This window comes from Nocardia sp. NPDC023852 (assembly GCF_040639505.1).
In the GTDB taxonomy this organism is placed as follows: Bacteria; Actinomycetota; Actinomycetes; order Mycobacteriales; family Mycobacteriaceae; genus Nocardia.
Genome location: NZ_JBFAAB010000020.1, coordinates 79,770 through 101,319 on the forward strand (window position 1 = coordinate 79,770; position 21,550 = coordinate 101,319).

Below are 21,550 nucleotides of genomic sequence, written 5' to 3' on the forward strand. Positions count from 1 at the left end.
GCTGCCTCGGTAAAACCCCATGCGAGTGGTACTGCCGCGTCAGGCGCGGGGGTGGGCTTGGTCGTGCACCTTCTTGAGGCGCTCGATGGAGACGTGGGTGTACAGCTGGGTGGTGGCCATGCTGGCGTGGCCGAGGAGTTCTTGGACTACGCGGAGGTCGGCGCCCCCTTCGAGCAGGTGGGTCGCGGCGGTGTGGCGCAGGCCGTGCGGGCCCATGTCGGGAGCGCCCGGGATGGCCGAGAGCACCTCGTGCACAACGGTTCTTGCCTGACGCTGATCAAGGCGCCTGCCGCGACGGCCGAGTAAGAGCGCGCGGCCGGACTCGGCGGTGACGAAGACGGGACGCCCGTGCTGAAGCCAGGTTCCGACAGCCTCGTCGGCAGGTAGGCCGAACGGCGCCGATCGCTCCTTGTTGCCTTTGCCGAGTACTCGGACCACGTGTCGCTCGCGGTCGACGTCATCGATATCCAGCCCGCACAACTCGCTGACCCGGATACCAGTCGCGTACAGCAGCTCGACGATCAAGCGGTCCCGCAGTGCCATCGGATCATGCTGGGCGGCACCGGATTCCGCGGCGTTCATGGCGCCGATGGCCTGCTGGCGACCGAGTACGGCGGGAAGAACGCGATGGGCTTTCGGCGAACCCAGTCGCAGGCCTGGATCGACGGACAATCGCCCGGTCCGGGTGAGCCAGGCGGTAAAGGTGCGCGCCGAGGAGGCCCGCCGCGCCATCGTCGTCCGCGCCGCACCCGCCGCAGCCTGCTGCGCCAACCACGAGCGCAGCAGCTGCAAATCGAGTTCGCGAATCGCTGAATCCGCCGACCGCAGATACAAGTGGCCCAGCAGCGACCGCGCATCCCCCAGATACGCCCGCGCCGTATGCTCCGAGCGATTCTGCCCGAGCCGCAGATGTCTGCCGTACTCCACCACGAGGGCTTCCAAATCGTCGGGCAGTTGCTCCATCTCTCCACCGTCCCGACGACCACCCCGATTTGGCAAGCCACCACGCCGAAAAGTCATCTCCGGTGCCCCGCTCGGCGCCAACCGCTTTCGTCGACGGTGACCAGGCCCGCCAGTTCGAGGGCGGGCAGGGCTGCACGGACCGCGGGAAGAGGCAACCCGCACTGCTGGGCCAGCTCGAGCGGCACCCGAGAGCCCACCCCGGGAAGTGCGGCGAAGACCAGGGCCTCATCCCCGGTGAGACCGTCCTCCGGGTTGTCGGTCGGCCCCGCAGCACCGGGGAGAGGTAGTCGGAGCGGACCCGCCTCGTCGACGACCTCCTCGGCGCAGGTGACCAGGAGGGCTTCACCATCGCGAATCATGCGGTGACAGCCCACGGAGGCGACGGAAGTGACCGGGCCGGGCACCGCCAAAGCCGGGCGGCTCAGTCGGCGTGCCCATTTGACGGTGTTGCGGGCGCCGCTGCGCAGGCCCGCCTCGACGACCAGCACGCCGTCGGCGAGGGCTGCGATCAGGCGGTTGCGAGCCAGGAATTGATGCTTGTGCGCGGTGACCCCGGGCGGATACTCGCTGACCACCAGGCCGGACTCCGCGATATCGGCCAGAAGCCGCTCGTGCTGGGCCGGGTAGGGACGGTCGATGCCGCACGCCAGCACCGCAATCGTCGAGCCCTCGACCGCGAGCGCCGCCCGATGTGCCATGCTGTCGATTCCGAAGGCCGCCCCCGACACGATGGTCCAGCCTTGCGCGGCGAGATCGCCGGCGATTTCCCCAGTGACCCGGTTGCCGTAGCCGGTGCTGCACCGCGCGCCCACCACCGCCAGAGCGTGTTCGCTCGACTCCAACAGCGAGCGTGGGCCCCGCGCCCACAGCACGAGCGGCACGGCCCCGTCACGATCCCGGCCCGGTTCGAGCTGCCCGAGACCGAGCATGCGCCACGCCGGCCACTCCGGGTCGTCCGGCGTGACCACTCGTCCACCGATACGCTCGATCGACTCCAGATCCCGCGCGGCGACATCGATCTCACGCCGCTGCGCCGTCGGCCCGCGCAACGACTCGGGCAACGCACACTCCCGCACGGCGCGTGCCGCCTCGACCACCCCGGCCGACTCGATCAACGCCGACAGCGGCGCAGACGGCCCTTGCACCACCCGCGACAGATACACCCACGCCAACCTCCGCGCATCCGCTTCGCCAGAGGCCGGGCGAGAACAGCCTCCCGATATTCGAATCCCTCCGGCCGTCGCGTCAACCGCAGTGCCCTTCCCATCCAACGGTGCCGCACTCATTGCGCACCCCGCTGTCGGAAGTTCAATGCAGCCAGCACATCCTGCGCCGACGGACGCTCACCGCCACGCAGGTCGCAGATGGTCCACGCGACACGGATCGCGCGGTCGGCGCCACGAGCCGACATCCGACCGAGACGCAAGGCACCCTCGACCGGAACGAGCGATTCCCGCGGCAGGCGGAATCGTTGACGCAGGATATGGCCCGGGACTTCGGCGTTCGTGAGCCATCCGTAATCGCGCCAGCGCTCGGCGGCGGCGCGGCGGGCGACCGCTACCCTGCCGCGGACCACCTCGCTGCTCTCGGCCTCCTCGGTGCTGAACGCGGCTCCGGACTGCCCGTGCATCTGCACCCAGATGTCGATCCGGTCCATCAGCGGGCCGGACAGCTTGCCGAGGTAGCGGCGGCGAGCGAGCGGCGCGCAGATGCAGTCGACCTCGCGGGCAGGGGCGCACGGGCACGGATTCGCGGCGAGGACGAGCTGGAATCGGGCCGGGTACCGCGCCACGCCGTCGCGCCGAGCGATCCGTACTTCCCCTTCCTCCAACGGTGTTCGCATGGCCTCGAGCACCTTTGTGCCGATCTCGGCGCATTCGTCGAGGAACAGCACACCTCGGTGGGCTCGGCTCACCGCGCCGGGACGGGCGGTCCCCGAACCACCGCCGATCATCGCGGTCACCGACGTCGAGTGGTGCGGAGCGACGAACGGTGGCGCCGTGACCAGCGGATGCTCGCCGGAGAGCATGCCCGCCATCGAATGGATCGCGGTCACCTCCAGCGCCTCGGTCTCCGTGAGCGGCGGCAACAGGCCGGGAAGGCGTTGTGCCAACATGGTTTTTCCGATTCCGGGCGGGCCGGTCAGCAACAGGTGGTGCCCGCCCGCCGCGGCCACCTCCAGCGCCCAGCGCGCCTCGTCTTGCCCCACCACCTCGCTGAGGTCGCCGCCATGACGAACGGTGTCGGGCGGGGCGCCGTTCGGTTCGGCGAGCATCGCTTCACCGCGCAGCCAGGCCACCACCGCGCGCAGGCTGCTCGCCCCGAAGACCTCGATGCCGGCGACCAGCCCGGCCTCGGCCATGGCCGGTTCCGGGACCACGACGGCCGACCAACCCGCCCGCCGCGCAGCGATCACGGCAGGGAGAATGCCACGCACTCGCCGCACCCGACCGTCCAGCGCGAGTTCGCCGAGTAGCACCGTCTTCGCGAGCCGCTCGGCGGGGACGGCGCCGGACGCGTCGAGCACCGCGACCGCCAGCGCCAAGTCGTACACGCTGCCGATCTTCGGCAAGGTGGCCGGTGAGAGGGCGAGGATCACCCTGCCGTCCGGCCACTTCTCTCCCGAGTTCGCCACCGCGGACCGCACTCGGTCGCGGGATTCTTGCAATGCGGTATCCGGCAGACCAACCAGGTGTACGGATGGCAGACCCTGCCCGATATCAGCCTCGATCTCGACCAGCAGGCCGTCGACGCCGGCGACCGCGACGGAATGCGCTCGACCGAGTGCCATTCAGAACACCGCCTCCAGGTGGTCGATCACCGGCTGGTGCCCGCGCGTCACCAGCACGGATACCACGTCGAACCGGATACGCCGCCAGGGACCGCCCTGCTCCGCCAGCCACAGCAAGGCGAGCCGTCGAATGCGCTGCCGCTTGGTGAAGGTGACCGACTCGGCCGGGGTACCGAAGCCGAGGCCGGAACGGGTCTTTACTTCCACGAACGCGGTCACGTCCCGGTCGCGTACGATCAGATCCAGCTCGCCGTACCGGCACCGCCAGTTCCTGGCGACGATCTCCATCCCCGCGGCGCGGAGAAACTCTGCCGCCAACTCTTCCCCATGCGCGCCGAGCATCTGTTTGTCTGTCACCCCGCCAGACTGCTCCGGGAAGAAATCAGGTCAGGGGCGCCGACCTGTGTAAACACAAAACCTGTTGATAACTGCCCGCCTGTGCGGAACTATCGATCGTCACTCCGGCAGCCGCAGGTCCGGCTTCTCCAGCTCCTCGATGTTGACGTCCTTGAAGGTGATCACCCGGACGTGCTTGACGAAGCGGGCCGGCCGATACATGTCCCACACCCACGCGTCGCTCATCCGCACCTCGAAATACACCTCGCCGTCCGCGTTCTGTGGCCGCAGCTCGACGGTATTGGCCAGGTAGAAGCGGCGCTCGGTCTCCACCACGTACGAAAACTGACCGACGATGTCTTTGTACTCGCGATACAGCGAGAGTTCCATCTCGGTTTCGTACTTCTCGAGGTCCTCGGCACTCATCGGGTGGGACGTCCTCCTTCTCGCCGCACTGCGTCGTGTGTTGACATCATCTCGCATGGGCGGCGTCGGTAGCCACTCGGCTACCCGTACGCCCGTTCTGGAACTCTTCGGACAGCGCCTCGTCGAGGCCACCCCCGAGCACCGCATCGGCGTCGACGGCGGCCGCCGCGACCGGCCGCAACCCCGCTGCCTCGCGTACGTTGCGCCAGGACCGGCGGTGCTCGCTGCACGGTCCGAGGCGGTTCAGCGCGGCGATATGCTCGGGCGTGTTGTACCCCTTGTGCACCGCGAACCCGTAGCCGGGCATCCGCTCGTCGAGATCGACCATCATGCGGTCCCTGGTGACCTTCGCCAGGATGCTGGCCGCTGCGATACAGGCCGCTGTCGCGTCGCCGCCGATCACCGGCAGCGAGGGCACTGGGAGGCCGGGCACCCGGAACCCGTCGGTGAGCACGTAGCCTGGGGGCCTGCCGAGCCCGGCGACGGCGCGGCGCATGCCCTCGATATTGGCGACGTGGATGCCGATCGAGTCGATCTCCCAGGCTGGGACGACAACGACCTCGTAGGCCAGCGCCAGCCGCGTGATCACCGGGTACAACTCCTCGCGGGTGGCCTCGGTGAGTTTCTTGGAGTCGTCGAGCCCGGCCAGCTTGTCATAAGCCTTCGGGGCGAGCAGGCACGCGGCCACCACCAGCGGTCCCGCGCAGGGTCCACGGCCCGCCTCGTCCACCCCTGCGACGGGCCCCAGACCGCTGCGAATCAATGCGGCCTCCAGCGTGCGCAAGCCACCTGCCCTGCGCATCACCACGCGCGGCGGCCACCCGTTCCCTATCGGCACTCGAACTTGCCCCACCGTCCAATTATGCTGCGCACGCAGGCGGATCAATTCGTCTGGGGATCCTGCGAGCGCACCGGTCCGATCCGGCCGGGCGGCCAGATCTTGAACACAGCCTTGCCCCGGACGTTGTCGACGGGGACGGTGCCCTGCAGTTCGTCGGTGATGTGGGCGCGGGAGTCGGCGGACTGGTTGCGGTTGTCGCCCATCACCCACAGATGCCCCTCGGGGACCTTCACGGTCTTGAACTCGCGCCCGCCGCCGGAGCTGTAGGGCTGGCCCGGCACGTACGGGTAGATGTAGCGGGCGTACGGCTCGTCCAGCGGTTTGCCGTCGACCATGACCCGCCCCTGTGCGTCACAGCACTGCACGGTCTGGCCTCCGACCGCGATCACACGCTTGACCAGATCGTTCTCGTCCGGCGGCACCAGGCCGAAGAAGGAGAAGAAGTTCTGCACGCCGCGGATGGCCGGGTTGTCCGAGCGGATCGACTTGTAAAGGTTGTTCCACGAGGACGGGCCGACGAACACGACCACGTCACCGGGCTTCGGGTCGCCCCAGTAGTAGCTCAGTTTCTGCACGTAGATGCGGTCACCGGTGCATCCGGCGCACCCGTGCAGGGTGGTTTCCATCGACTCCGACGGAATCACGTACGGCCTGCCGACGAAGGTGACCATCAGCGCGGCGATCACCGCGGCGATCACGACGAGGATCGGCAACTCCTGCCAGAACGGCCGCTGCTTCTTCTTCACTCGCCGCTTGGTGCGGCGTCCCCCCGCTTCGCCCGATTCGGACACCGATACCGACCCACTTTCGTCTGCCACGCCGAACAGATTAGCCCGGCATCCTGACAGAGGTCCGGTGCCGGGCTAAAGAAGATCTGTCGTGCCGAAAAGCTAGCTCAGCGCTTTTCTTTGATCTTGGCGGCCTTACCACGAAGGTCGCGCAGGTAGTACAGCTTGGCACGGCGGACGTCACCGCGGGTCACGACATCGATGTGGTCGATGTTCGGGCTGTGCACCGGGAAGGTGCGCTCCACGCCGACACCGAACGACACCTTACGGACCGTGAAGGTCTCGCGGATGCCACCACCCTGGCGGCGGATCACGACGCCCTTGAAGACCTGGATGCGCTCCTTCGAGCCTTCGATGACCTTCACGTGCACATTCAGCGTGTCGCCCGGTCGGAAGTCGGGGACGTCGCTGCGCAGCGACTTCTCGTCGACGAAGTCAAGGGTGTTCATTTCCATCCTTCTGGTTTCGCGCGAACAGAGGAACCTGGCGGCACTGGGTGTGCTCGGCCGGTTCATGCTCCGATTAAGGGGTGCGCCGGGACGAAAAACCCAGGGCAGCCTGCTCATTGTGCCAGATCGGCACGGGCACGGAAAAATCGGCCCACCGAGGTCGGGCTCACCTACGTCAGGCTACGCCCAGCGCTTCGCGTGCGGCGAGTCGTTCGCGCTCGGTCGCACCAGGCCCGGTCAGCGGTTCGGTTCACCGGACACCGCGTCCTGCGTGTGCGGTGCGGACGACGAGTCGAGCGTGCCGTGGTCGGCGTGCCAGAGCGAGTGGTGGTGATGATGTGGAGCCGGTGGCGCGGACACCACCGTCCGGGCGAGTTCCGCCTCCGCGGCCGTGCGGACGTGCTCTACGTCCGGTTTCCCCGCGATCATGTCCTGCACGAAGATCTTGGCGCGGATCACCGGACGGCGGTAGCGGCGTTCCCGGACGATGGACCGGTACATCAGGCGTCTGCGGTCGGTGTAGCGCCAGCGCGCCCACGGTGCGCCAGGGCGGCTCAGTCGCAGCGCGCCGACGAACAGCAGCGGCAGGAAGAACATGCCGAACAGGCCGGTCCAGATCTTGCCCTTGACGATGACGATGGCGGCCAGCGCCAAGTTCACCACCGCGAACACGACGACGAAGGTCCGAGCCTCGATGCCGGCATCGTGCCGGAAGTCGTTGATATCCAGCAGCCAGAGCGGGTGAAAACCCAGCAAGAGCAACCCTGTCACCGCGAGCGCGACGAACACCGCGTCCACTGAGGTGCGCCCCTGTTTCTCCCAGTACACGTCGCGCAGGTAGAAGATCAGCGCGAACTCGTCGAGGACCAGCGCGGCACCGACGCCGAAGGCGGCGGCCAGCAACCCGGCCGTCGCCGTGTTCGCACTCTGGTACACGGTGACCATGCCGATGCCGGACGCCAGCACCAGGATCACCCCGAACACCATGTGGTGGATGTGGGTGTCACCCGCCCGGAGGTTCCCCGGCCACCAGCGCACCCGCGCGCGGATCAGCCGCACGCTGAGGCGGATGACCAGGAAGCCGACGATGAACCCGAGGAGCAAGCACAGCAGGGGCAACCGGCCTTGGTCGATCACATCCTCATCGAGCCACCGTCGCATGGCCGCCTACTTCCTCCCGATCACCGACTACTGGCCGAAACCTGCCCTACGCAACGCGTCCGCCATCGCACCGCTGGGCGCGGGAGCGCTACGACGCTGATTGCCGCCGCGTCCCTGCCCCTGATTGCGATCTTGGCCTTGCTGCTTGTTCTGACCATTCTGCCGCTGCCGCGGCTCGCCGCCGGCGGGTCGGCCGCCCTGGCCGCGCTGACGGTTGTCGCCACCCTTCGCGGGCGCGCCGGGCTCGTCGTCCAAGCGCAGCGTCAGGCCGATTCGCTGCCGCGCGACATCGACCTCGAGCACCTTCACCTTGACCACGTCGCCGGACTTGACCACCTCGCGCGGGTCCTTCACGAAGTTGTGCGACATCGCGGAGACGTGCACGAGCCCGTCCTGGTGCACGCCGACGTCGACGAACGCGCCGAACGCGGCCACGTTCGTGACCACACCCTCGAGCACCATGCCCGGCTTCAGGTCGGCAACCTTCTCCACTCCGGCGGCGAACTCCGCGGTCTTGAATTCCGGACGCGGGTCGCGGCCCGGCTTCTCCAGCTCGGCGATGATATCGGTGACGGTGGGGACACCGAAGCGTTCGTCGGTGAAGTCGCCGGCGCGCAACGAGCGCAGCACGGTGGTGTTGCCGATGACCTCCGCGACACCGCGGCCGGTCGACTCGAGGATGCGCCGCACCACCGGATACGCCTCGGGGTGCACCGCGGAGGTGTCCAGCGGGTCGTCACCGCCGCGGATGCGCAGGAAGCCCGCGCACTGCTCGAACGCCTTGGGACCGAGGCGGGGCACGTCCAGCAGCGCGGTCCGGCTGTGGAAGGGTCCGTTCTGATCCCGGTGCGCCACAATGCTCTCCGCCACCGAACCGCCGATGCCGGACACCCGGGACAGCAGCGGCACCGAGGCTGTGTTCACGTCGACGCCGACCGCGTTCACCGCGTCCTCGACCACCGCACCCAGCGAGCGGGCCAGCAGGGTCTCGGACACGTCGTGCTGGTACTGGCCGACACCGATGGACTTCGGGTCGATCTTCACCAGCTCGGCCAGCGGGTCCTGCAGGCGCCGTGCGATCGACACCGCACCGCGCAGCGACACGTCCAGGTCGGGCAGCTCCTGTGAGGCGTAGGCCGAGGCGGAGTACACCGAGGCGCCCGCCTCGGACACCACGATCTTGGTCGGCTTGTTCTCCGGAATACGGGAGATCAGTTCGATGGCAAGGGCATCCGTTTCACGCGAGGCGGTGCCATTTCCGATGGCGATGAGCTCGACACCGAACCTGGCGACCAGCGCGCCGAGCACCGCGAGCGACTTCTCGGTCTGGCCCTGCGGCTTGTGCGGATAGATCACCTCGGTGGCAACCACCTTGCCGGTGGCGTCGACCACCGCGACCTTCACGCCCGTGCGGTAGCCGGGATCGAGGCCCATGGTCGTGCGGGTGCCCGCGGGTGCGGCGAGCAGCAAGTCGCGCAGGTTCGCGGCGAACACGTCGACCGCATCCTTCTCCGCCGCTTGCCGCAACCGCATCCTGGTGTCGATGCCAAGACTCACTTGGAGTTTCGTACGCCAGGCCCAGCGCACAGTGTCCAGCAGCCAGGAGTCGGCAGGGCGGCTCCTGTCGGCGATGCCGAAGCGAACCGCGATGCGGCCTTCATAGACGGTACGTTCACCCGGCTCGGGCTCCTCGGTCTCCGGCTCGAGGTGCAGGGTGAGCACCTCCTCTTTCTCACCGCGCAGCAGTGCGAGGATGCGGTGCGAGGGCAGCTTGGTGAACGGCTCGCTGAACTCGAAGTAGTCGGCGAACTTCGCACCCACCTCCTCCTTGCCCGGGCGCACGGTCGAGGTGACCTGGCCGCGGTTCCACATCAGCTCACGCAGCTCGCCGACCAGGTCGGCGTCCTCGGCGAAACGCTCGACCAGGATCGCGCGCGCGCCGTCCAGCTGCTCGGTGGTGTACTGCGCCGGATCGGTGGCCGGGTCGTTGATCAGAGCGTCGGCCACCGGCTCGTGCCCCGCCTCGCGCGCGATCTGAGCCTTGGTGCGACGCTTCGGCTTGTACGGCAGATAGATGTCCTCGAGCCGGGCCTTGGTCTCGGCCAGCATGATCTGCTGGTGCAGCGCGTCATCGAGTTTGCCTTGGCCGCGGATCGATTCGAGGATGGCGGCCCTGCGCTCGTCGAGTTCACGAAGATAATGCAGGCGCTCATCGAGCAGGCGCAGCTGCGCGTCGTCGAGACCGCCGGTGACCTCTTTCCGGTACCGCGCGATGAACGGCACGGTCGAGCCGCCGTCGAGCAGCTCGACGGCGGCACGCACCTGGGTCTCGCGTACCGCCAGCTCGTCGGCGATGCGATGGTTCACGCTGGCTGTGCTCGCGGTTTCGACGCGGAGCGTCGCGGGAGGAGGTGAGTCGGACGAGGGAGGGAGCAGGGCGGGGTTCGACACTGCACTGGCGGTCTCGGGCGCTGTCGTCACGCCCGAGACACTACCGCTCCTCCGCCTCTCCGCCTCTCTTGCCAGTCGTGGGTACAGCAAACATTCCGCTGCGGTCCGGCGGTGCCGTGACCGGCTGACTTCTGGGGCGCACCCGATGAGTTACCGATGTTGTGCGGGAAATCCGTTGTCGCTTGCCGAATGCGACGTGTGCTTGTCCGATGACGCGAGGATCGCTGACCGGGTTGATGTTGACCAGGATCGCGCCGATCTTCGCCGTCGCGTACTGCACGAGGAACATTCCGCGCAGTTCGGCGCCCAGATGCCGACCCGATCCGCCTTGCCGATGCCCTTCGCGACCAGGCCGCAAGGCCAGGGCGTCGATCGCGGCGCCGAGTTCACCATGGGCCCATCGGCGCCCAGCCGGACTGTCCACCAGCGCTTCTCGCTCCGGAACGCAGCGACCGCGCGATCGAGATCGCCGCCTATGGTGTCGGCGGGCGACTCAAACCGAAAGCGGACCCACCGCGACCATCGCTGAGCGCTGAGGACGCGGCAATACTGAGGTAAGGCCCGAGCACTTCCCGCTCCGAGTCTCTGACCGCCGTCTTACGGGAAGGCACTGTGACCCCCGAGCAGCACGCCAGATAGACGCCCTCAACCAGGCGCTGAGCAAGCTACCCGCCCACGAAGGGCCGCTGGTCCGGCACACCAACCTCACCGACGAACAGCTGGCCGCTATGTCGAGGGAAAGCCCACCACAGAACTCGGGTTCACCTCCGCGAGCACCAACCCGCGAGGCGCGAACGACTTCATTGTGGACAACTCGAAGGTCGAGTTCCGGATCGACAGCAAGACCGGCCGTGACTACAGCCAATATGGGACTCCGGACGAGGTCCTGTTTTCGTCGGGGACGAACTTCTATGTCCACAGCAAAACCCCCGATCCGGCGACGGGCCGAATCATCATCCGGATGTTCGAGATCTAGGAGGAACTCATGCCAGAAAAAGTCGGAGGCAAGCTCTTCTACACCGCCGAAGAAGCCGAACAGCTGGGTTGACGATCTCCCCGGAGGAGATCGCACGGCGGGCCGCGCGCCTCGATCAATTCGACGAAACCATCCGCAAGGCCGGACCAGCACCCGAAGGGACATCGCCTGGTTTCGGTGGCCGGTTCTCCGACGACCTGGAGGGCACCGAATTCGAGGGCTGGACCCGAGACCCGAAAACGGGCCACTGGTTCGACAAAGACGGTCAACCAGTCAGCGAAGGCAAGAACCCATGACCGCCCACCCGAGACAGCCGCGCAGTAGCGGCCATCGCTCGTAGCCGATATCCCGGTTTCGCTCGCGCTGTGACCTGGTCAGCCCCTCGAAGGCGTGACCAGGTATGGGCCGGGATGGTTGCTGGTTTCGGGCTTCTCGCTCATGTTCGGCAGCTTGCAGCTCCCGGTCTATGTCCTGCAGTCGGTCGTTGCGCTCGTCTTCCCAACGTTGCCGCGCGGCGGCGTGTTCGGTGACGTCGCGGTCGACCTTCGCGCGGTGGAGAGCGTTGCGGACTTTCGTGAGTGCTTCGTTGCGAAGGTTGATCAGGTCTCGTCGACGAGACCGCACTGGAGGATCCGCCGGCGGTCTGGACGATCGCGACTCGTGTCCTAGGCGAAGGGTCCATCCGCGCCACCAAGACCGGGCCCTGGGCCCAACGGCCGGTCACCGAAACCCGCGCCGAGACAGTCAGCGATCCGGTCGCGACTGCGGTTCGGTCGGTTCCCCGGTGGCGGCGGCTGCTGAAGCCGCGGACTCGCTGAACGGCTCCTGGGCCTCGATTCGTTGTCGGTAGGTCGTGTCACGCTTCTGACATACCTGCCCCGGCCGGAGGAGAAGGACATGGCCGAGACCGACGACCAGCCCGTGGTGAGACTTGTCGTGCATTGCCGCCGCTGTCGCGGCTGGCTGGTATCACCTACATCGGTCACCCAAGGCATCGGACCTACCTGCGCGATCCGCGAGCGCGCCGAACTGCGAGCCACCGCTTCACAACAGCCCCGAGAGCTGACCTTGTTCGACATCGCAGCATGAAACGACCGCGAATCCGCAGCAGTGGCCCGGCATCCGGTGAGGACTGATCTGGGATAGTCGACGGACCCGGAACTCGCCAGGGAGATTCCGGGGCCGTGGGGTTCGCTGGCGGGTGAGCTTCTGGACACGGCCGTAGTTTGGTCAGCCATGTCGGCGCCGGTGTGGGATGGTGCGGGCATGCTGATCGATTATGGGGTGTGGTTGTCGAGGCTGGTAGTTGCGGTTGTCTTCGGGCTGTCGGCGTGGGGGAAGTTGACGGATCGGTCCGGGACGCGGACGGCGCTGGGTGAGTTCGGTCTTCCGATCTGGTGGGTGCCGGTGATGGCGTGGGGTCTACCGGCGGTGGAGATGGTTGTGGCCGTGGCGGTGTTGCCGCCGTGGACCGCGGTTGCCGCCGCCGTGCTGGCGCTGGCATTGCTGGTGGTTTTCACACTGGCGATGATCCGGCTGCTCCGTCAAGGGAAACGGCCCGCCTGCTCTTGTTTCGGCGCGTCGAACTCGGCACCGATCGGGGTGCGGTCGATTGTGCGCAATGGAGTGATTGCGCTGATCGCGGTATTCGTCGGATGGGGTGGCCTCGCCCATCCGCAGGTGCCCGCTGACCTGCCCGCGGATCATGCGGTCGCGCTGTCGGTCGTGATGGTGTTGTCCGCGGCGCTGGGGTGGCTGGCCGGACAGCTGGGGGTACTGCGTCGGCGGTTGGACGAGCAGGCATTGTCGACACTCGGCGCTGAGGGGCTTCCGGTGGGCGCGGTGGCGCCAGAGTTCGAGCTTCCGGACATAGCGGGCGGCCGGACGAGTCTGGAGGCGCTGCTGGACTCCGGTCGCCAGCTCCTGATGGTGTTCGTACACCCCGGCTGTGAACTCTGTGCCGCGCTGGCGCGGGAACTGCCGCGTTGGCATGCCCGTACCGCCGAGGTACTGAGCATTGTGATGGTCGGGAACGGGGATGTCGTCGAACATGCCGCGTGGGGTCGGGAACAGGGGTTGGTTGATATTCCGGTCCTGGTACAGCAGGGCAATGAGGCGGCGTTGCGGTACCGGGTGCGAGGTACCCCGTCGGCGGTGTTGATCGATGCGGAGGGGAAGGTGGCGGCGCCCGTCGCACGGGGCGCGATGGCTGTCCGTGATCTGCTGATGGTCGCTAAAACCGCTGGTCGGCATCGAAACGGGCGCCGAAACGGGTCACCGGTCCTGGACCGTCGCTAGTCGCTCTCGCTGTGAGTCTTTTTCTCGTCAGAAAACCAGGGTGATGACTCAAATTCCTTTGTTGCACAAAGAATTTCGACACAGACGCAAATTGCGAGGCATACCATAGAGGAGCGAGCCACCCACATCCGGAATCTACCGAGAGGGGAGTACCGTGGCGGACTTCGCATTCACCGATTACTCCGGCAAGGAATTCGTCATCCGGCTCACGAACGAGCAGCGAATTGCGGAAGCTCGTCGGATCCTGTCCGGCGAGGAGCAGATGTCGGTCCACGTCATGGGCCGTCTCCGGAAACAGCAGGCCGATTACAACCCAGGCTGGAGTTTCCACCTCGACTCCGACACGATCACCTTCTTCACCATGGCGATCGAGGTCTGCGACGCCAGCATCTCCTACGTCGAGGATCATCTCGACGAGGCATGTGGTGCCTTCCTGCCCGGTTGCTTCTGGTGTCCGTGGTCGTCGCGGCTCACTCGCGAGGTCACCTAGCGGCACCAGCGAGCGACGATTTGAGATTCGGCCGGCCCGCGCGGTGCCGGCCGAATCCGTCAACCGGCTACCCGCCTAGTTGTGAGCTCGCGCATTCAACTATCGCGGGTTGTCGACGGTTCCAACCGTCGGGTGACCGGAATCGAGGTGTGGTGACCGGGGGCATTCGTAACCTCCATCGACACCCTGGCCGGATACCGCAGCAGCCACTGGCCGGTCCAGCCACGAGCAAAGCCTCGATCCACTGACGCCATTTTCACCGTTCACGAATGCGCCCGATCATCCCGGACCGACGTCGGAAATCACCGCACCACAAGCGCGCGGACCATCCAGAAACCAAATCGGTGGAATCAGGCTGAAATCAGAACCCGAACTTACTGACTCCAAGTAGAGTAAAGCCGACCGAATTAGAGATAGTCCCGGCCAGCATGATTACACTTGGCTAGGCTGCATTGCAGCAGGACCTCTCCATCTGCCGTGGCTACGGCGCGCTCGACCTCAACAACTGTTTCCCTACGCCAGCACGATGCTCGCGTAGGGTCCCCAGGGCGCGAATGCCCGGGTCGCCACCACGGACAGCTACATCGTTTCGCCACCTTGCCTGGACCAGCTGAGTCCTTCAAACGTCGTCTCATCTCGCTGTGTAGCACCTCACCCGTAGACAAGGAGCAGAGTCATGACCGAGATCAGTCAATCCCAGCTGCGCCGAGAGGCCGTGGAGATCACGCTGTGGCAGACGCCTTCCCACAAGCCGGACGCCGCCACGATGTCCGAGCTTTCGCAGTTCGACTCTGAGAGAGACGAACTGGCGGTGGGCCACATAGCGGTGGAAGACGGCAGCTCGCTGCCCGACCTGGGGCCTCTGAGGAAATTCAGCACGTGGGAGTCCGTCGCCGCCACCCTCATGCGCAAGGCCGCGAGCATCAGCGGCTTCAACCCGGAGAGCACGGCCTTCGACCCGGTCGCTTGGAACAACTACATCAATAAGTTTTCCACGATGCCGGCTTTCTCAGGCTACCGAAATGACACCCGCTCTACGTTCATCTCCCCGCTGTCCCTGGAGAAGGGCGTCGACGCGGTGGAGGACCTGGCCCAGAGCTTCATGACTCCGGAGAACTTCAACGCCGTCATGGAGACCATCAAGAAAATAGGCCAGCTGGCGCTCGAGAACCAAGGGGAGGCAGAGAAACAAAGCCACCAGCAGGTCGGGCTCCTGTCGCGCTATCGCGGCAATCTCTACCTCGGCGTCGTCCGGACTGAGGTGACGATGATGTACAAGGCAGGCAAAGGGTACGAGCAACTGCAGCAGGACCTCTCCATCTGCCGTTGCTACGGCGTGCTCGACTTCGACAATTGCATTCGCAACGCCAGCGTGCTGCTCCAGTGGGATCCCGTGGACATGACTGAGTGGGAGGGCGGGACGGCCAGCGCCTCGTACTCCCCCAACCAATGCCCCGCCTGGAACCAGTAGTCGGTTCAAGACCCTTTCTACAATCCACTGGACTCCCAGGACGAGCAGATGGTGTACGCCACCACCCGGGTAGCGTCGTCCGGATGCCGTTGCACGCTGTCGACGGTGCCGGTGTACGTCCCGTGCCTCGGGATCGACGGGGCGGCCGTCGATGTCGCTGCACCACTCGATGCGGTCACCCACCGCGATCTCCTCGCCCATGGCGGCGACTATCGCACGCGCCGCGGACTTTCCGGCCCGTGGGGTCCAAGTCCGTCAGATCTGGCGGTAAGCCCTACCGCACATAGTTTCCGGAGTCGTCACACCCCGGGAAGGGTCGTTTCCTCAGGTCGGCATAAGAGCAACCGCACATAGTCGGAACCTATGCGCGGTAACCGCTTAGCGCCGGTTTTCGCAGAAATGGGCTGGCCACCGGGAAACCTGCTGTTCAGGACGTTGCTGATCACGCTAGCGCCGAATCCGGCGGACTTGGACCCCACGGGCCGTTCAGGAAACTGGACACTCTAGCGGTGTTCGTGGAGCGGTTGTTACCAACGCCGGCGCCGACAACCGCCCAACCCGTCCGCCGGGCACCGCAGCTCAGTTCTTCGCGATCTGGCGGCGGAGGGCGAAGGCGTTGGGATAGGTGCACGTCTCGGACGGACGGCCGCCGGTGAACACGCGCCAGAAGATGCCGGAACGGTCCGGCGTGAACCAGTCCATGGCCTCCATGGCGTCGGCGGCGATTTCGAGCTGGTCGGCGATGATCAAGCCGTCCGCCGTGCACAACTCGTCTCCGTGCAGACGCCAGCCATGGAAGCCGGCGACAAACCGGGCCAGCTCGGTGAGGCTGCGGTGCGGGAGGGTGGTCGCACCGGACTACACCTTCTCCAGTGCGGATCTGGAGTAGCCGGGCACCCAATCGTCGTCATCATCGAGCGCGGCGATGTCGGCGAGGAAGGCGGTAATCGGCAACGCCGATGAGTCGTTCGGATACCGCTGTTGTTGGTCGGCGCAGCGACCGCACAGCCGAACCCGTTGCCGTAACCAGCGCCGGCCACTGCTCGCATCGTCGTCCAACTGCCCGCATCCAGCACACCGCGGCATGCTGTTCCAATACGTCGTCATAAACGTCAGACTCGAGATCGGCCAGCCGTGGCGCGCGGGTTCGCATCGGCGCGCCCAGGGTGGCCAGTAGCGCGGTGTAGAACCAGGTCACCGACGGCTCGGAAGGCATCTGCACCGTCAGCACCGGGATCTGTTCGCGATCCGGATGTGACACCGGCGGATGAGTGCGGCAGAACTTCTCGATGATCATCGACTTGCCGTTGTTCGTCGGGCCGACGATCAGCAGGTTCGGCATCCGCTGCTTGCGGGGCGTGTCCAGCAGCGTTTCCAGCCTGGTTAGGGCGTCGGTGGCACGGGTGTAGCCGATCCACCGGTCTCCGGGCACGTACCGCAACCGGTCCAGGCCCGGCAGCATCGCGATCTCCCGCGCTGACGGATGCAGATGCGACAGAGCCGGATCACCGCTCACCACTGCTCGATCACCTCGAACGGGGCCACCGGACCGGCCACCGAATCGTCGGGTGGCGGCGGCACAACCGGATCCGCGCCCCGCCGCGCGGGAGATATCGCGCGGGTCGCGGCGTAACACGAACTTGTCGAGAGGTTCCCGGCGCGCGATCAGCGGCTTCAGCGCGTCGCAATAGTATTGGACGTGGTCGAGCCGAAATCCACTGCGGGTCAGCGACCGCCGGATGACGGGCAGGAAATCGACCAGGAACGCGGTCTCGTTGGTCACCGTCGGTGGGGTTCCCTGCTCGGCGGCCTTGTCCGCCCACACCCCCGCCGGGGTGCGCCCACCAAGGCCGTCGTGCGGTTCGCCGTGATAGCAGGCCACCGCCAGGGCCATCCACTGCTGTAGTTCGGTCATCGTGAGAGCAGCTTTCGCGTCGCTGTCGTAGTCGCGGCGCTCACGCGGGTTGGAGAACGTGGTGCCCGGCAGCTCATGGGTCAGCCGCATCATGGTGCCGACCAGGCGTTCGATGATGCCGCCGTAGTGCGGGGCGCCCGGCGGCCGGTAGTCGATGCCGATGCCGTGCTGATCGCAGCCGCGGCGCAGGGCCTCACTCTTGAACTCGGTGGCATTGTCGACATACAACTGGACCGGTTTGCCGCTCATCGGCCACACCGCATCCAAGCCCAGGCGTTCGAGCCAGGCCCGCTTGTCGATCGCCATCTGCGCCAGGCACAAACCGACCGAGGTCGCCGACGGCGCCTCCAGGGTGATCACTAGTCCCGGAACACATTTCGATGCCTCATCGATCGCCGCGGTCACATACGGCCGGCCGATCGGCATCCGGTGCAGCTCATCGACCACGATCACATCCGCCGGGGTGTGATCTATCTGCACCCGTTCCAGCAGCCCTTCCACCCGCGGGGTGGAACCACCCGCCGCCCGCCGTGAGCGGGCCGCGTCGGAGCCTTCCCGCGCGGTGACCGCCTTCACCTGGTCCAGCCGGCCGATCCGCCGCACCACCGCCGACCGTGACGGCGGGCGCAGGCCCTTGGCCCGGCACTCGTGGGTGATCTCGCGACAGATCACCGCCACCGACCGACGCTGCCGCGTCAGATACCTCGCCCGCAGCACCTTCCGCACGACCGCTTCCACCTCATCGGCCGGCCGCTCACGACCACGACCGCCACTCGACATGCCCGGCAGCAGATCCGAGACCAGACCATCCCCAGCCCGCCACCGCTTCACCAGCGCAAACACCTGCCGACGCTTCAACCCCAGCTCCGCACCGGCCTCATCGGCAGCCGCGGCACTCACACGATCCTGGCGCGCGAGGCGACCGATCACCTCCGCCCGCCGCACCGCCGACTGCCAGTGCGACTCATCCGCGGTGACCACACCGCGGTCCACAGCCGTGGCCCTATTCTCGGACATACCGCAGCCCTCTTGTGCACACGAGTTCGAACGAAAAGCACGGTAGTGCAGCCGAGTCCGCGACACGCCGATGTTCGAAGTCAGCTGCACACAGAGCCGAATCCCCATGACAACAGTGCAGAGGAGTTCGAACATTCACAGTTCCCGCGCCGGAGCCCGTTTCGGGCGGAGTGTTCAAGAAACGATCAATTGACGAACACCAGTAAAGCGATCGCGATCGCGATAGCCGCCGGCGGTACAGGCGCTGGTGGGACGACGGTGCGGTGCGGGGCGGACTCCTTCCATCCGGGCGCGTTTCCGTCACTATGATGTTGAAGTGTCCGGTAGCGACAGAGAGCCGAGGCAAGTCGAACTCATCGGACCTGTTGCCCAGGTGTTCACCTACTCGATCGCGGCCGGTCTGATGTTGTCGGGGCCTGTTCTCGCGTTGACCAGTGATTCACTGTGGAATGGGTTGTGCCCGGCGATCATCACTTTCCCGATCGGCGTCGCCATTGCGGTGACCACCTACGGGCAGAGATGGGACGCGAAGCGGTTCCGGGCCGCCGGGGTTATTTCGACGGCGGAGATCGTCGCGGTCCGAATACGTAAGGGGGGCGAGAATCCGGACGTTGCCGAACTTCGGGTCCGTATCAGTGGGCCGGGTTTCGATGCGTTCAAGGCGGACTGCGAGGTACCGGCCGTTCTCCCGCTTCCGCGGATCGGTGACCGGCTCCAGGTGGTAGTCGATCCCTCCGACTACGCCTTCGCAATCGGCTACGACCACTTGTTCGAGCAGGACTGACCGGCTCAGCTCAAAGATCGGAACCGGCTCACACGACACATTCTGTCAGCGGCCTGCTGTGAAACAGATCGGTCCTCAGATCTCGCAGCGCCGCGGAAGGACGGCGAGACACCGGTCTGCCGAGCGCCACTGCGCATTCATCAGCGTCACCCTCGGCGTCGCCGCAACCCGACCGGACTGCCACGCCCGGCCACCGCACGACCCCGGCACAGATGTTCACAAAAAGGTGTTTTGCAAACAACGCTTCGCGGTAACCATCGTTGACCAGCAATGATTATTGGCTCTTCTGTTCAAAAACGCATCGTTTGTTGGGCAGAGGTCAGGCCACCCCACAGAAGCTCGAGAGAATTCTGTGGGGCGAGTCCGGCGGGTGTGCCGAGGCGGCGGTGGATCGTGGTCAGATCGCTGCGGTCTCGCGGACAGCGTCGGCGACCGCGGGGGAATCCTTGCGCAGGATCTTGGAGTGGTTACTGGCGACCTTGGCGCTGATCGTGACGTTCGGGTTGTGCGCGATGATCGGGTCGAGCACGGCCCGGCACTTTTCCATCTCGTCCTTCTCACTGCCGAGGCTTTCTCCGGTGGCCAGAACGAACCGCACCGGGCGGGTCGCACGCTCGAGGACCGGGACGCTGGCTGCGGCGATCTCGTTGAGTTCGATATTGGACTCGGCATGCTGGGCGGCGCTCATCCGCGCGGCCATACCGAAGGGGCGCGCCAGCGGCAGCAGGAACCGCATCTTGTGGAACAGCTTGCGGATCCGCTCGGCGCCTTCCTCGCCGGTCAGGCCGTACGGGAAGGCATCCACGGTCACCACCCCCAGGACGCGGTCCGGATTCCGGTCGGCCCAGTGCCAGCTCAGCACCCCGCCGTAGGACCAGCCCACCAGGACAATCGGCCCCTCCACTCCTCTGGCGGCGAGCACGGCGTCGATGTCTCGCAGGCATGCTTCGAAGGAGTAGTCCGCCGATTGCTGGGATTTGCCGCGGGCCCGCTCGTCGAAGGTGATGTGCCGGTAGCCGGGGCCGAGGTCGGCGATCACTTTCTTCCAGTGCGACCGGTCGGCGTAGGCGCCGTTGAGGTAGACCACCGGCCGGCCGGAGCCGCCGGTGTCGCTCACTGCCAGTGCGGTGTCCTCGACCGGCACCATGCCGCTCCAAGCCGAGGTGGTCGAGGTGGTGGTAGTTGCTGCGTTGCTCATGGGAATACCTTCGCCGGCACGGCTGATATCGGTCTGACACCGACCTGACACACCACCTGACACAGGGTGTGACGCGCTCGCAGCGACCTATACCCGGTGGACCCGAACTGGGCCACGGCGCATACAGCGGCGGGCATGCCGGGCAGCGTCTCGAAACCTTGGTAATGAGACGGGTTCCCGGGTTGTCGGTCGCCCACGAAGTTGGTCGGATCGAAAACGCTTGGGCGACAAGAACTCCGATTCGAACGCCGATGTCGGTGGTGTGCTCGATACTCGGCACATGATGACGCTGTTCGTGCTCGGGATGGTGCTCTGGTTCTCCAGCTTCGCCGCATTCCTGGTGGGCGCCCGATTCTCGACGGTGGGGCGGTCACGACGGTCGGCTGCGGTGTTCCTCTTCGCCTTCCCTTTCTCCGGCTTGGGTGCCGTGATGATGATTCCTGCCGTGCCGGGGATCGATGAGGGCTCAGTCGCCCAGAACGTGCTGCTGATCGCCCTGCTGGTCATGTGGGCGGTGTTCAGCCTGCTCGGCACTAGTTTCTACTTGCACTTGTTCCTGCTCGTCGCCGACAAGCCGGACGCTCGACCGTTCTTCAGCCAGCGCCGTCAGGCAAGCTCGTGACCACCGGGTGCTCGCTACAGCGAAGTACCGCATGACCTGAGAAGGGCAGAGTCCGGTTTCGCGCACGAAAATGAGGCCTGCGCGTGGGGTGGCGGTCGAGTCTCGAGGTGCTGCCGCGCTCTCCGTCAGCGGGGGAGAGCTTGCCTCCGGTCCGGACGCACCGATTGGGGGTGTCCCTCACTTAGTCGTGCTAAGTCCATAACTTGCCCCGTAAAGGCAGTTGGTTCACTGTGGCTGAAGGTTGTTCACGGGGAACCCAAGGTATTTCGGCCTTCCAGCTGTGAAACCTCGTCCGGTTCCGGCGCAACCGGCATCGTGACGAAGGCTGGAGAGGCGCAAGGCGGAGCGGCCGGTGGTTTTGTCCGCCATCTCTGACGGCAGTTGTTCACGAATCTCGACGGCACCGTCAGTCGGCAGAAGGCAGTATTCACGAACAACGACATCGCCTGGCGGGCTGCGGCGAACGCCCGCCCAGCGGTGCGGGCTCAGGCGGTCAACGCAACACCTCTTCGAGTGCTTCTGATGGTGTGCGGAATCCGAGAGTTTGTCGAGGGCGCCCGTTGAGTTCGTCGG

General features: G+C 66.2%; 21 protein-coding genes and 3 pseudogenes. 8 read left to right on the plus strand and 16 right to left on the minus strand.

Features of this window, described 5'->3' with window-relative positions:
- Window positions 1-39 precede the first annotated feature (39 nt).
- From AB0H00_RS23875 to AB0H00_RS23925, 11 genes and pseudogenes are all read right to left on the minus strand, one after another.
- Window positions 40-963 (minus strand): tyrosine recombinase XerC, encoded by a 924-nt coding sequence (locus AB0H00_RS23875; protein WP_357269993.1) that lies wholly within the window; start codon window positions 961-963, stop codon window positions 40-42.
- Between the two features lie 53 nt (window positions 964-1,016).
- Window positions 1,017-2,126 (minus strand): DNA-processing protein DprA, encoded by a 1,110-nt coding sequence (dprA, locus tag AB0H00_RS23880; protein ID WP_357269996.1) that lies wholly within the window; start codon window positions 2,124-2,126, stop codon window positions 1,017-1,019.
- 119 nt (window positions 2,127-2,245) lie between these two features.
- Entirely contained in the window at window positions 2,246-3,754 is a 1,509-nt protein-coding gene (locus AB0H00_RS23885) for a YifB family Mg chelatase-like AAA ATPase (RefSeq protein WP_357269999.1), read from the minus strand.
- Window positions 3,755-4,111, minus strand: a complete 357-nt coding sequence (locus AB0H00_RS23890; RefSeq protein ID WP_357270002.1) for a YraN family protein — start codon at window positions 4,109-4,111, stop codon at window positions 3,755-3,757. It lies immediately after the preceding gene.
- A 99-nt stretch (window positions 4,112-4,210) separates the two neighbouring features.
- Window positions 4,211-4,516 carry a DUF2469 domain-containing protein gene (locus tag AB0H00_RS23895; protein WP_067514125.1) on the minus strand — a complete coding sequence of 102 codons (306 nt, stop codon included), beginning with the start codon at window positions 4,514-4,516 and terminating at the stop codon, window positions 4,211-4,213.
- Window positions 4,517-4,562: 46 nt separating this feature from the next.
- Window positions 4,563-5,348 (minus strand): ribonuclease HII, encoded by a 786-nt coding sequence (locus AB0H00_RS23900; RefSeq protein WP_357270049.1) that lies wholly within the window; start codon window positions 5,346-5,348, stop codon window positions 4,563-4,565.
- A 50-nt stretch (window positions 5,349-5,398) separates the two neighbouring features.
- A complete protein-coding gene (gene lepB, locus AB0H00_RS23905) occupies window positions 5,399-6,148 on the minus strand; it encodes a signal peptidase I (protein ID WP_357270051.1) in 750 nt (249 codons plus the stop codon).
- 104 nt (window positions 6,149-6,252) lie between these two features.
- Window positions 6,253-6,594, minus strand: coding sequence for a 50S ribosomal protein L19 (gene rplS, locus AB0H00_RS23910; protein ID WP_011210681.1), 342 nt, complete (start codon window positions 6,592-6,594; stop codon window positions 6,253-6,255).
- Window positions 6,595-6,831: 237 nt separating this feature from the next.
- Window positions 6,832-7,755 (minus strand): hypothetical protein, encoded by a 924-nt coding sequence (locus AB0H00_RS23915; RefSeq protein ID WP_357270005.1) that lies wholly within the window; start codon window positions 7,753-7,755, stop codon window positions 6,832-6,834.
- 27 nt (window positions 7,756-7,782) lie between these two features.
- Window positions 7,783-10,122 (minus strand): Tex family protein, encoded by a 2,340-nt coding sequence (locus AB0H00_RS23920; RefSeq protein WP_357270008.1) that lies wholly within the window; start codon window positions 10,120-10,122, stop codon window positions 7,783-7,785.
- 313 nt (window positions 10,123-10,435) lie between these two features.
- Window positions 10,436-10,683: pseudogene (locus AB0H00_RS23925) on the minus strand (AMP-binding protein); the annotation flags it as partial.
- 328 nt (window positions 10,684-11,011) lie between these two features.
- Between AB0H00_RS23925 and AB0H00_RS23930 the strand changes: the two are divergent.
- The 6 genes from AB0H00_RS23930 to AB0H00_RS23955 all read left to right on the plus strand — a co-directional run bounded on the left by AB0H00_RS23930 (window position 11,012) and on the right by AB0H00_RS23955 (window position 15,441).
- Window positions 11,012-11,182: a hypothetical protein gene (locus AB0H00_RS23930; protein ID WP_357270011.1), complete on the plus strand. Its 171-nt coding sequence runs from the start codon at window positions 11,012-11,014 to the stop codon at window positions 11,180-11,182.
- A 68-nt stretch (window positions 11,183-11,250) separates the two neighbouring features.
- The gene (locus AB0H00_RS23935) at window positions 11,251-11,478 is read left to right on the plus strand and encodes a hypothetical protein (RefSeq protein WP_357270014.1); all 228 of its coding nucleotides are present in this window, start codon (window positions 11,251-11,253) and stop codon (window positions 11,476-11,478) included.
- A 601-nt stretch (window positions 11,479-12,079) separates the two neighbouring features.
- Window positions 12,080-12,271 (plus strand): DUF6011 domain-containing protein, encoded by a 192-nt coding sequence (locus AB0H00_RS23940; protein ID WP_357270017.1) that lies wholly within the window; start codon window positions 12,080-12,082, stop codon window positions 12,269-12,271.
- A 147-nt stretch (window positions 12,272-12,418) separates the two neighbouring features.
- A complete protein-coding gene (locus AB0H00_RS23945) occupies window positions 12,419-13,480 on the plus strand; it encodes a MauE/DoxX family redox-associated membrane protein (protein WP_357270020.1) in 1,062 nt (353 codons plus the stop codon).
- A gap of 154 nt (window positions 13,481-13,634) precedes the next feature.
- Entirely contained in the window at window positions 13,635-13,970 is a 336-nt protein-coding gene (locus AB0H00_RS23950) for a calmodulin (protein ID WP_357270023.1), read from the plus strand.
- Between the two features lie 676 nt (window positions 13,971-14,646).
- Window positions 14,647-15,441: a hypothetical protein gene (locus AB0H00_RS23955; protein ID WP_357270026.1), complete on the plus strand. Its 795-nt coding sequence runs from the start codon at window positions 14,647-14,649 to the stop codon at window positions 15,439-15,441.
- A 17-nt stretch (window positions 15,442-15,458) separates the two neighbouring features.
- Here the strand turns inward: AB0H00_RS23955 and AB0H00_RS23960 are convergent, their stop codons facing one another.
- The 4 genes and pseudogenes from AB0H00_RS23960 to AB0H00_RS23975 form a co-directional block, all read right to left on the minus strand.
- The gene (locus AB0H00_RS23960; RefSeq protein ID WP_357270029.1) at window positions 15,459-15,620 is read right to left on the minus strand and encodes a hypothetical protein; all 162 of its coding nucleotides are present in this window, start codon (window positions 15,618-15,620) and stop codon (window positions 15,459-15,461) included.
- 400 nt (window positions 15,621-16,020) lie between these two features.
- On the minus strand, window positions 16,021-16,191 hold the full coding sequence (locus AB0H00_RS23965; protein WP_357270032.1) for a hypothetical protein: 171 nt from the start codon (window positions 16,189-16,191) through the stop codon (window positions 16,021-16,023).
- Window positions 16,192-16,558: 367 nt separating this feature from the next.
- Window positions 16,559-16,903 (minus strand): annotated as a pseudogene (locus AB0H00_RS23970) (TniB family NTP-binding protein); the annotation flags it as partial.
- A 153-nt stretch (window positions 16,904-17,056) separates the two neighbouring features.
- Window positions 17,057-18,508: pseudogene (locus AB0H00_RS23975) on the minus strand (DDE-type integrase/transposase/recombinase); the annotation flags it as partial.
- A 181-nt stretch (window positions 18,509-18,689) separates the two neighbouring features.
- Here AB0H00_RS23975 and AB0H00_RS23980 point away from each other — a divergent pair.
- On the plus strand, window positions 18,690-19,157 hold the full coding sequence (locus AB0H00_RS23980) for a hypothetical protein (protein WP_357270034.1): 468 nt from the start codon (window positions 18,690-18,692) through the stop codon (window positions 19,155-19,157).
- Window positions 19,158-19,554: 397 nt separating this feature from the next.
- Here the strand turns inward: AB0H00_RS23980 and AB0H00_RS23985 are convergent, their stop codons facing one another.
- Window positions 19,555-20,355, minus strand: a complete 801-nt coding sequence (locus AB0H00_RS23985) for an alpha/beta fold hydrolase (protein WP_357270037.1) — start codon at window positions 20,353-20,355, stop codon at window positions 19,555-19,557.
- A 220-nt stretch (window positions 20,356-20,575) separates the two neighbouring features.
- Between AB0H00_RS23985 and AB0H00_RS23990 the strand changes: the two genes are divergently transcribed.
- Window positions 20,576-20,977, plus strand: a complete 402-nt coding sequence (locus tag AB0H00_RS23990) for a hypothetical protein (protein ID WP_357270040.1) — start codon at window positions 20,576-20,578, stop codon at window positions 20,975-20,977.
- Window positions 20,978-21,550 lie beyond the last annotated feature (573 nt).

Coding starts and splice junctions, on each gene's coding strand:
- AB0H00_RS23895 (WP_067514125.1), bottom strand. CDS start 4,516: ATGAGTGCCGAGGACCTCGAGAAGTACGAAACCGAGATGGAACTCTCG.
- AB0H00_RS23915 (WP_357270005.1), bottom strand. CDS start 7,755: ATGCGACGGTGGCTCGATGAGGATGTGATCGACCAAGGCCGGTTGCCC.
- AB0H00_RS23875 (WP_357269993.1), bottom strand. CDS start 963: ATGGAGCAACTGCCCGACGATTTGGAAGCCCTCGTGGTGGAGTACGGC.
- AB0H00_RS23985 (WP_357270037.1), bottom strand. CDS start 20,355: ATGAGCAACGCAGCAACTACCACCACCTCGACCACCTCGGCTTGGAGC.
- AB0H00_RS23955 (WP_357270026.1), top strand. CDS start 14,647: ATGACCGAGATCAGTCAATCCCAGCTGCGCCGAGAGGCCGTGGAGATC.
- rplS (WP_011210681.1), bottom strand. CDS start 6,594: ATGAACACCCTTGACTTCGTCGACGAGAAGTCGCTGCGCAGCGACGTC.
- AB0H00_RS23945 (WP_357270020.1), top strand. CDS start 12,419: ATGTCGGCGCCGGTGTGGGATGGTGCGGGCATGCTGATCGATTATGGG.
- AB0H00_RS23940 (WP_357270017.1), top strand. CDS start 12,080: ATGGCCGAGACCGACGACCAGCCCGTGGTGAGACTTGTCGTGCATTGC.
- AB0H00_RS23885 (WP_357269999.1), bottom strand. CDS start 3,754: ATGGCACTCGGTCGAGCGCATTCCGTCGCGGTCGCCGGCGTCGACGGC.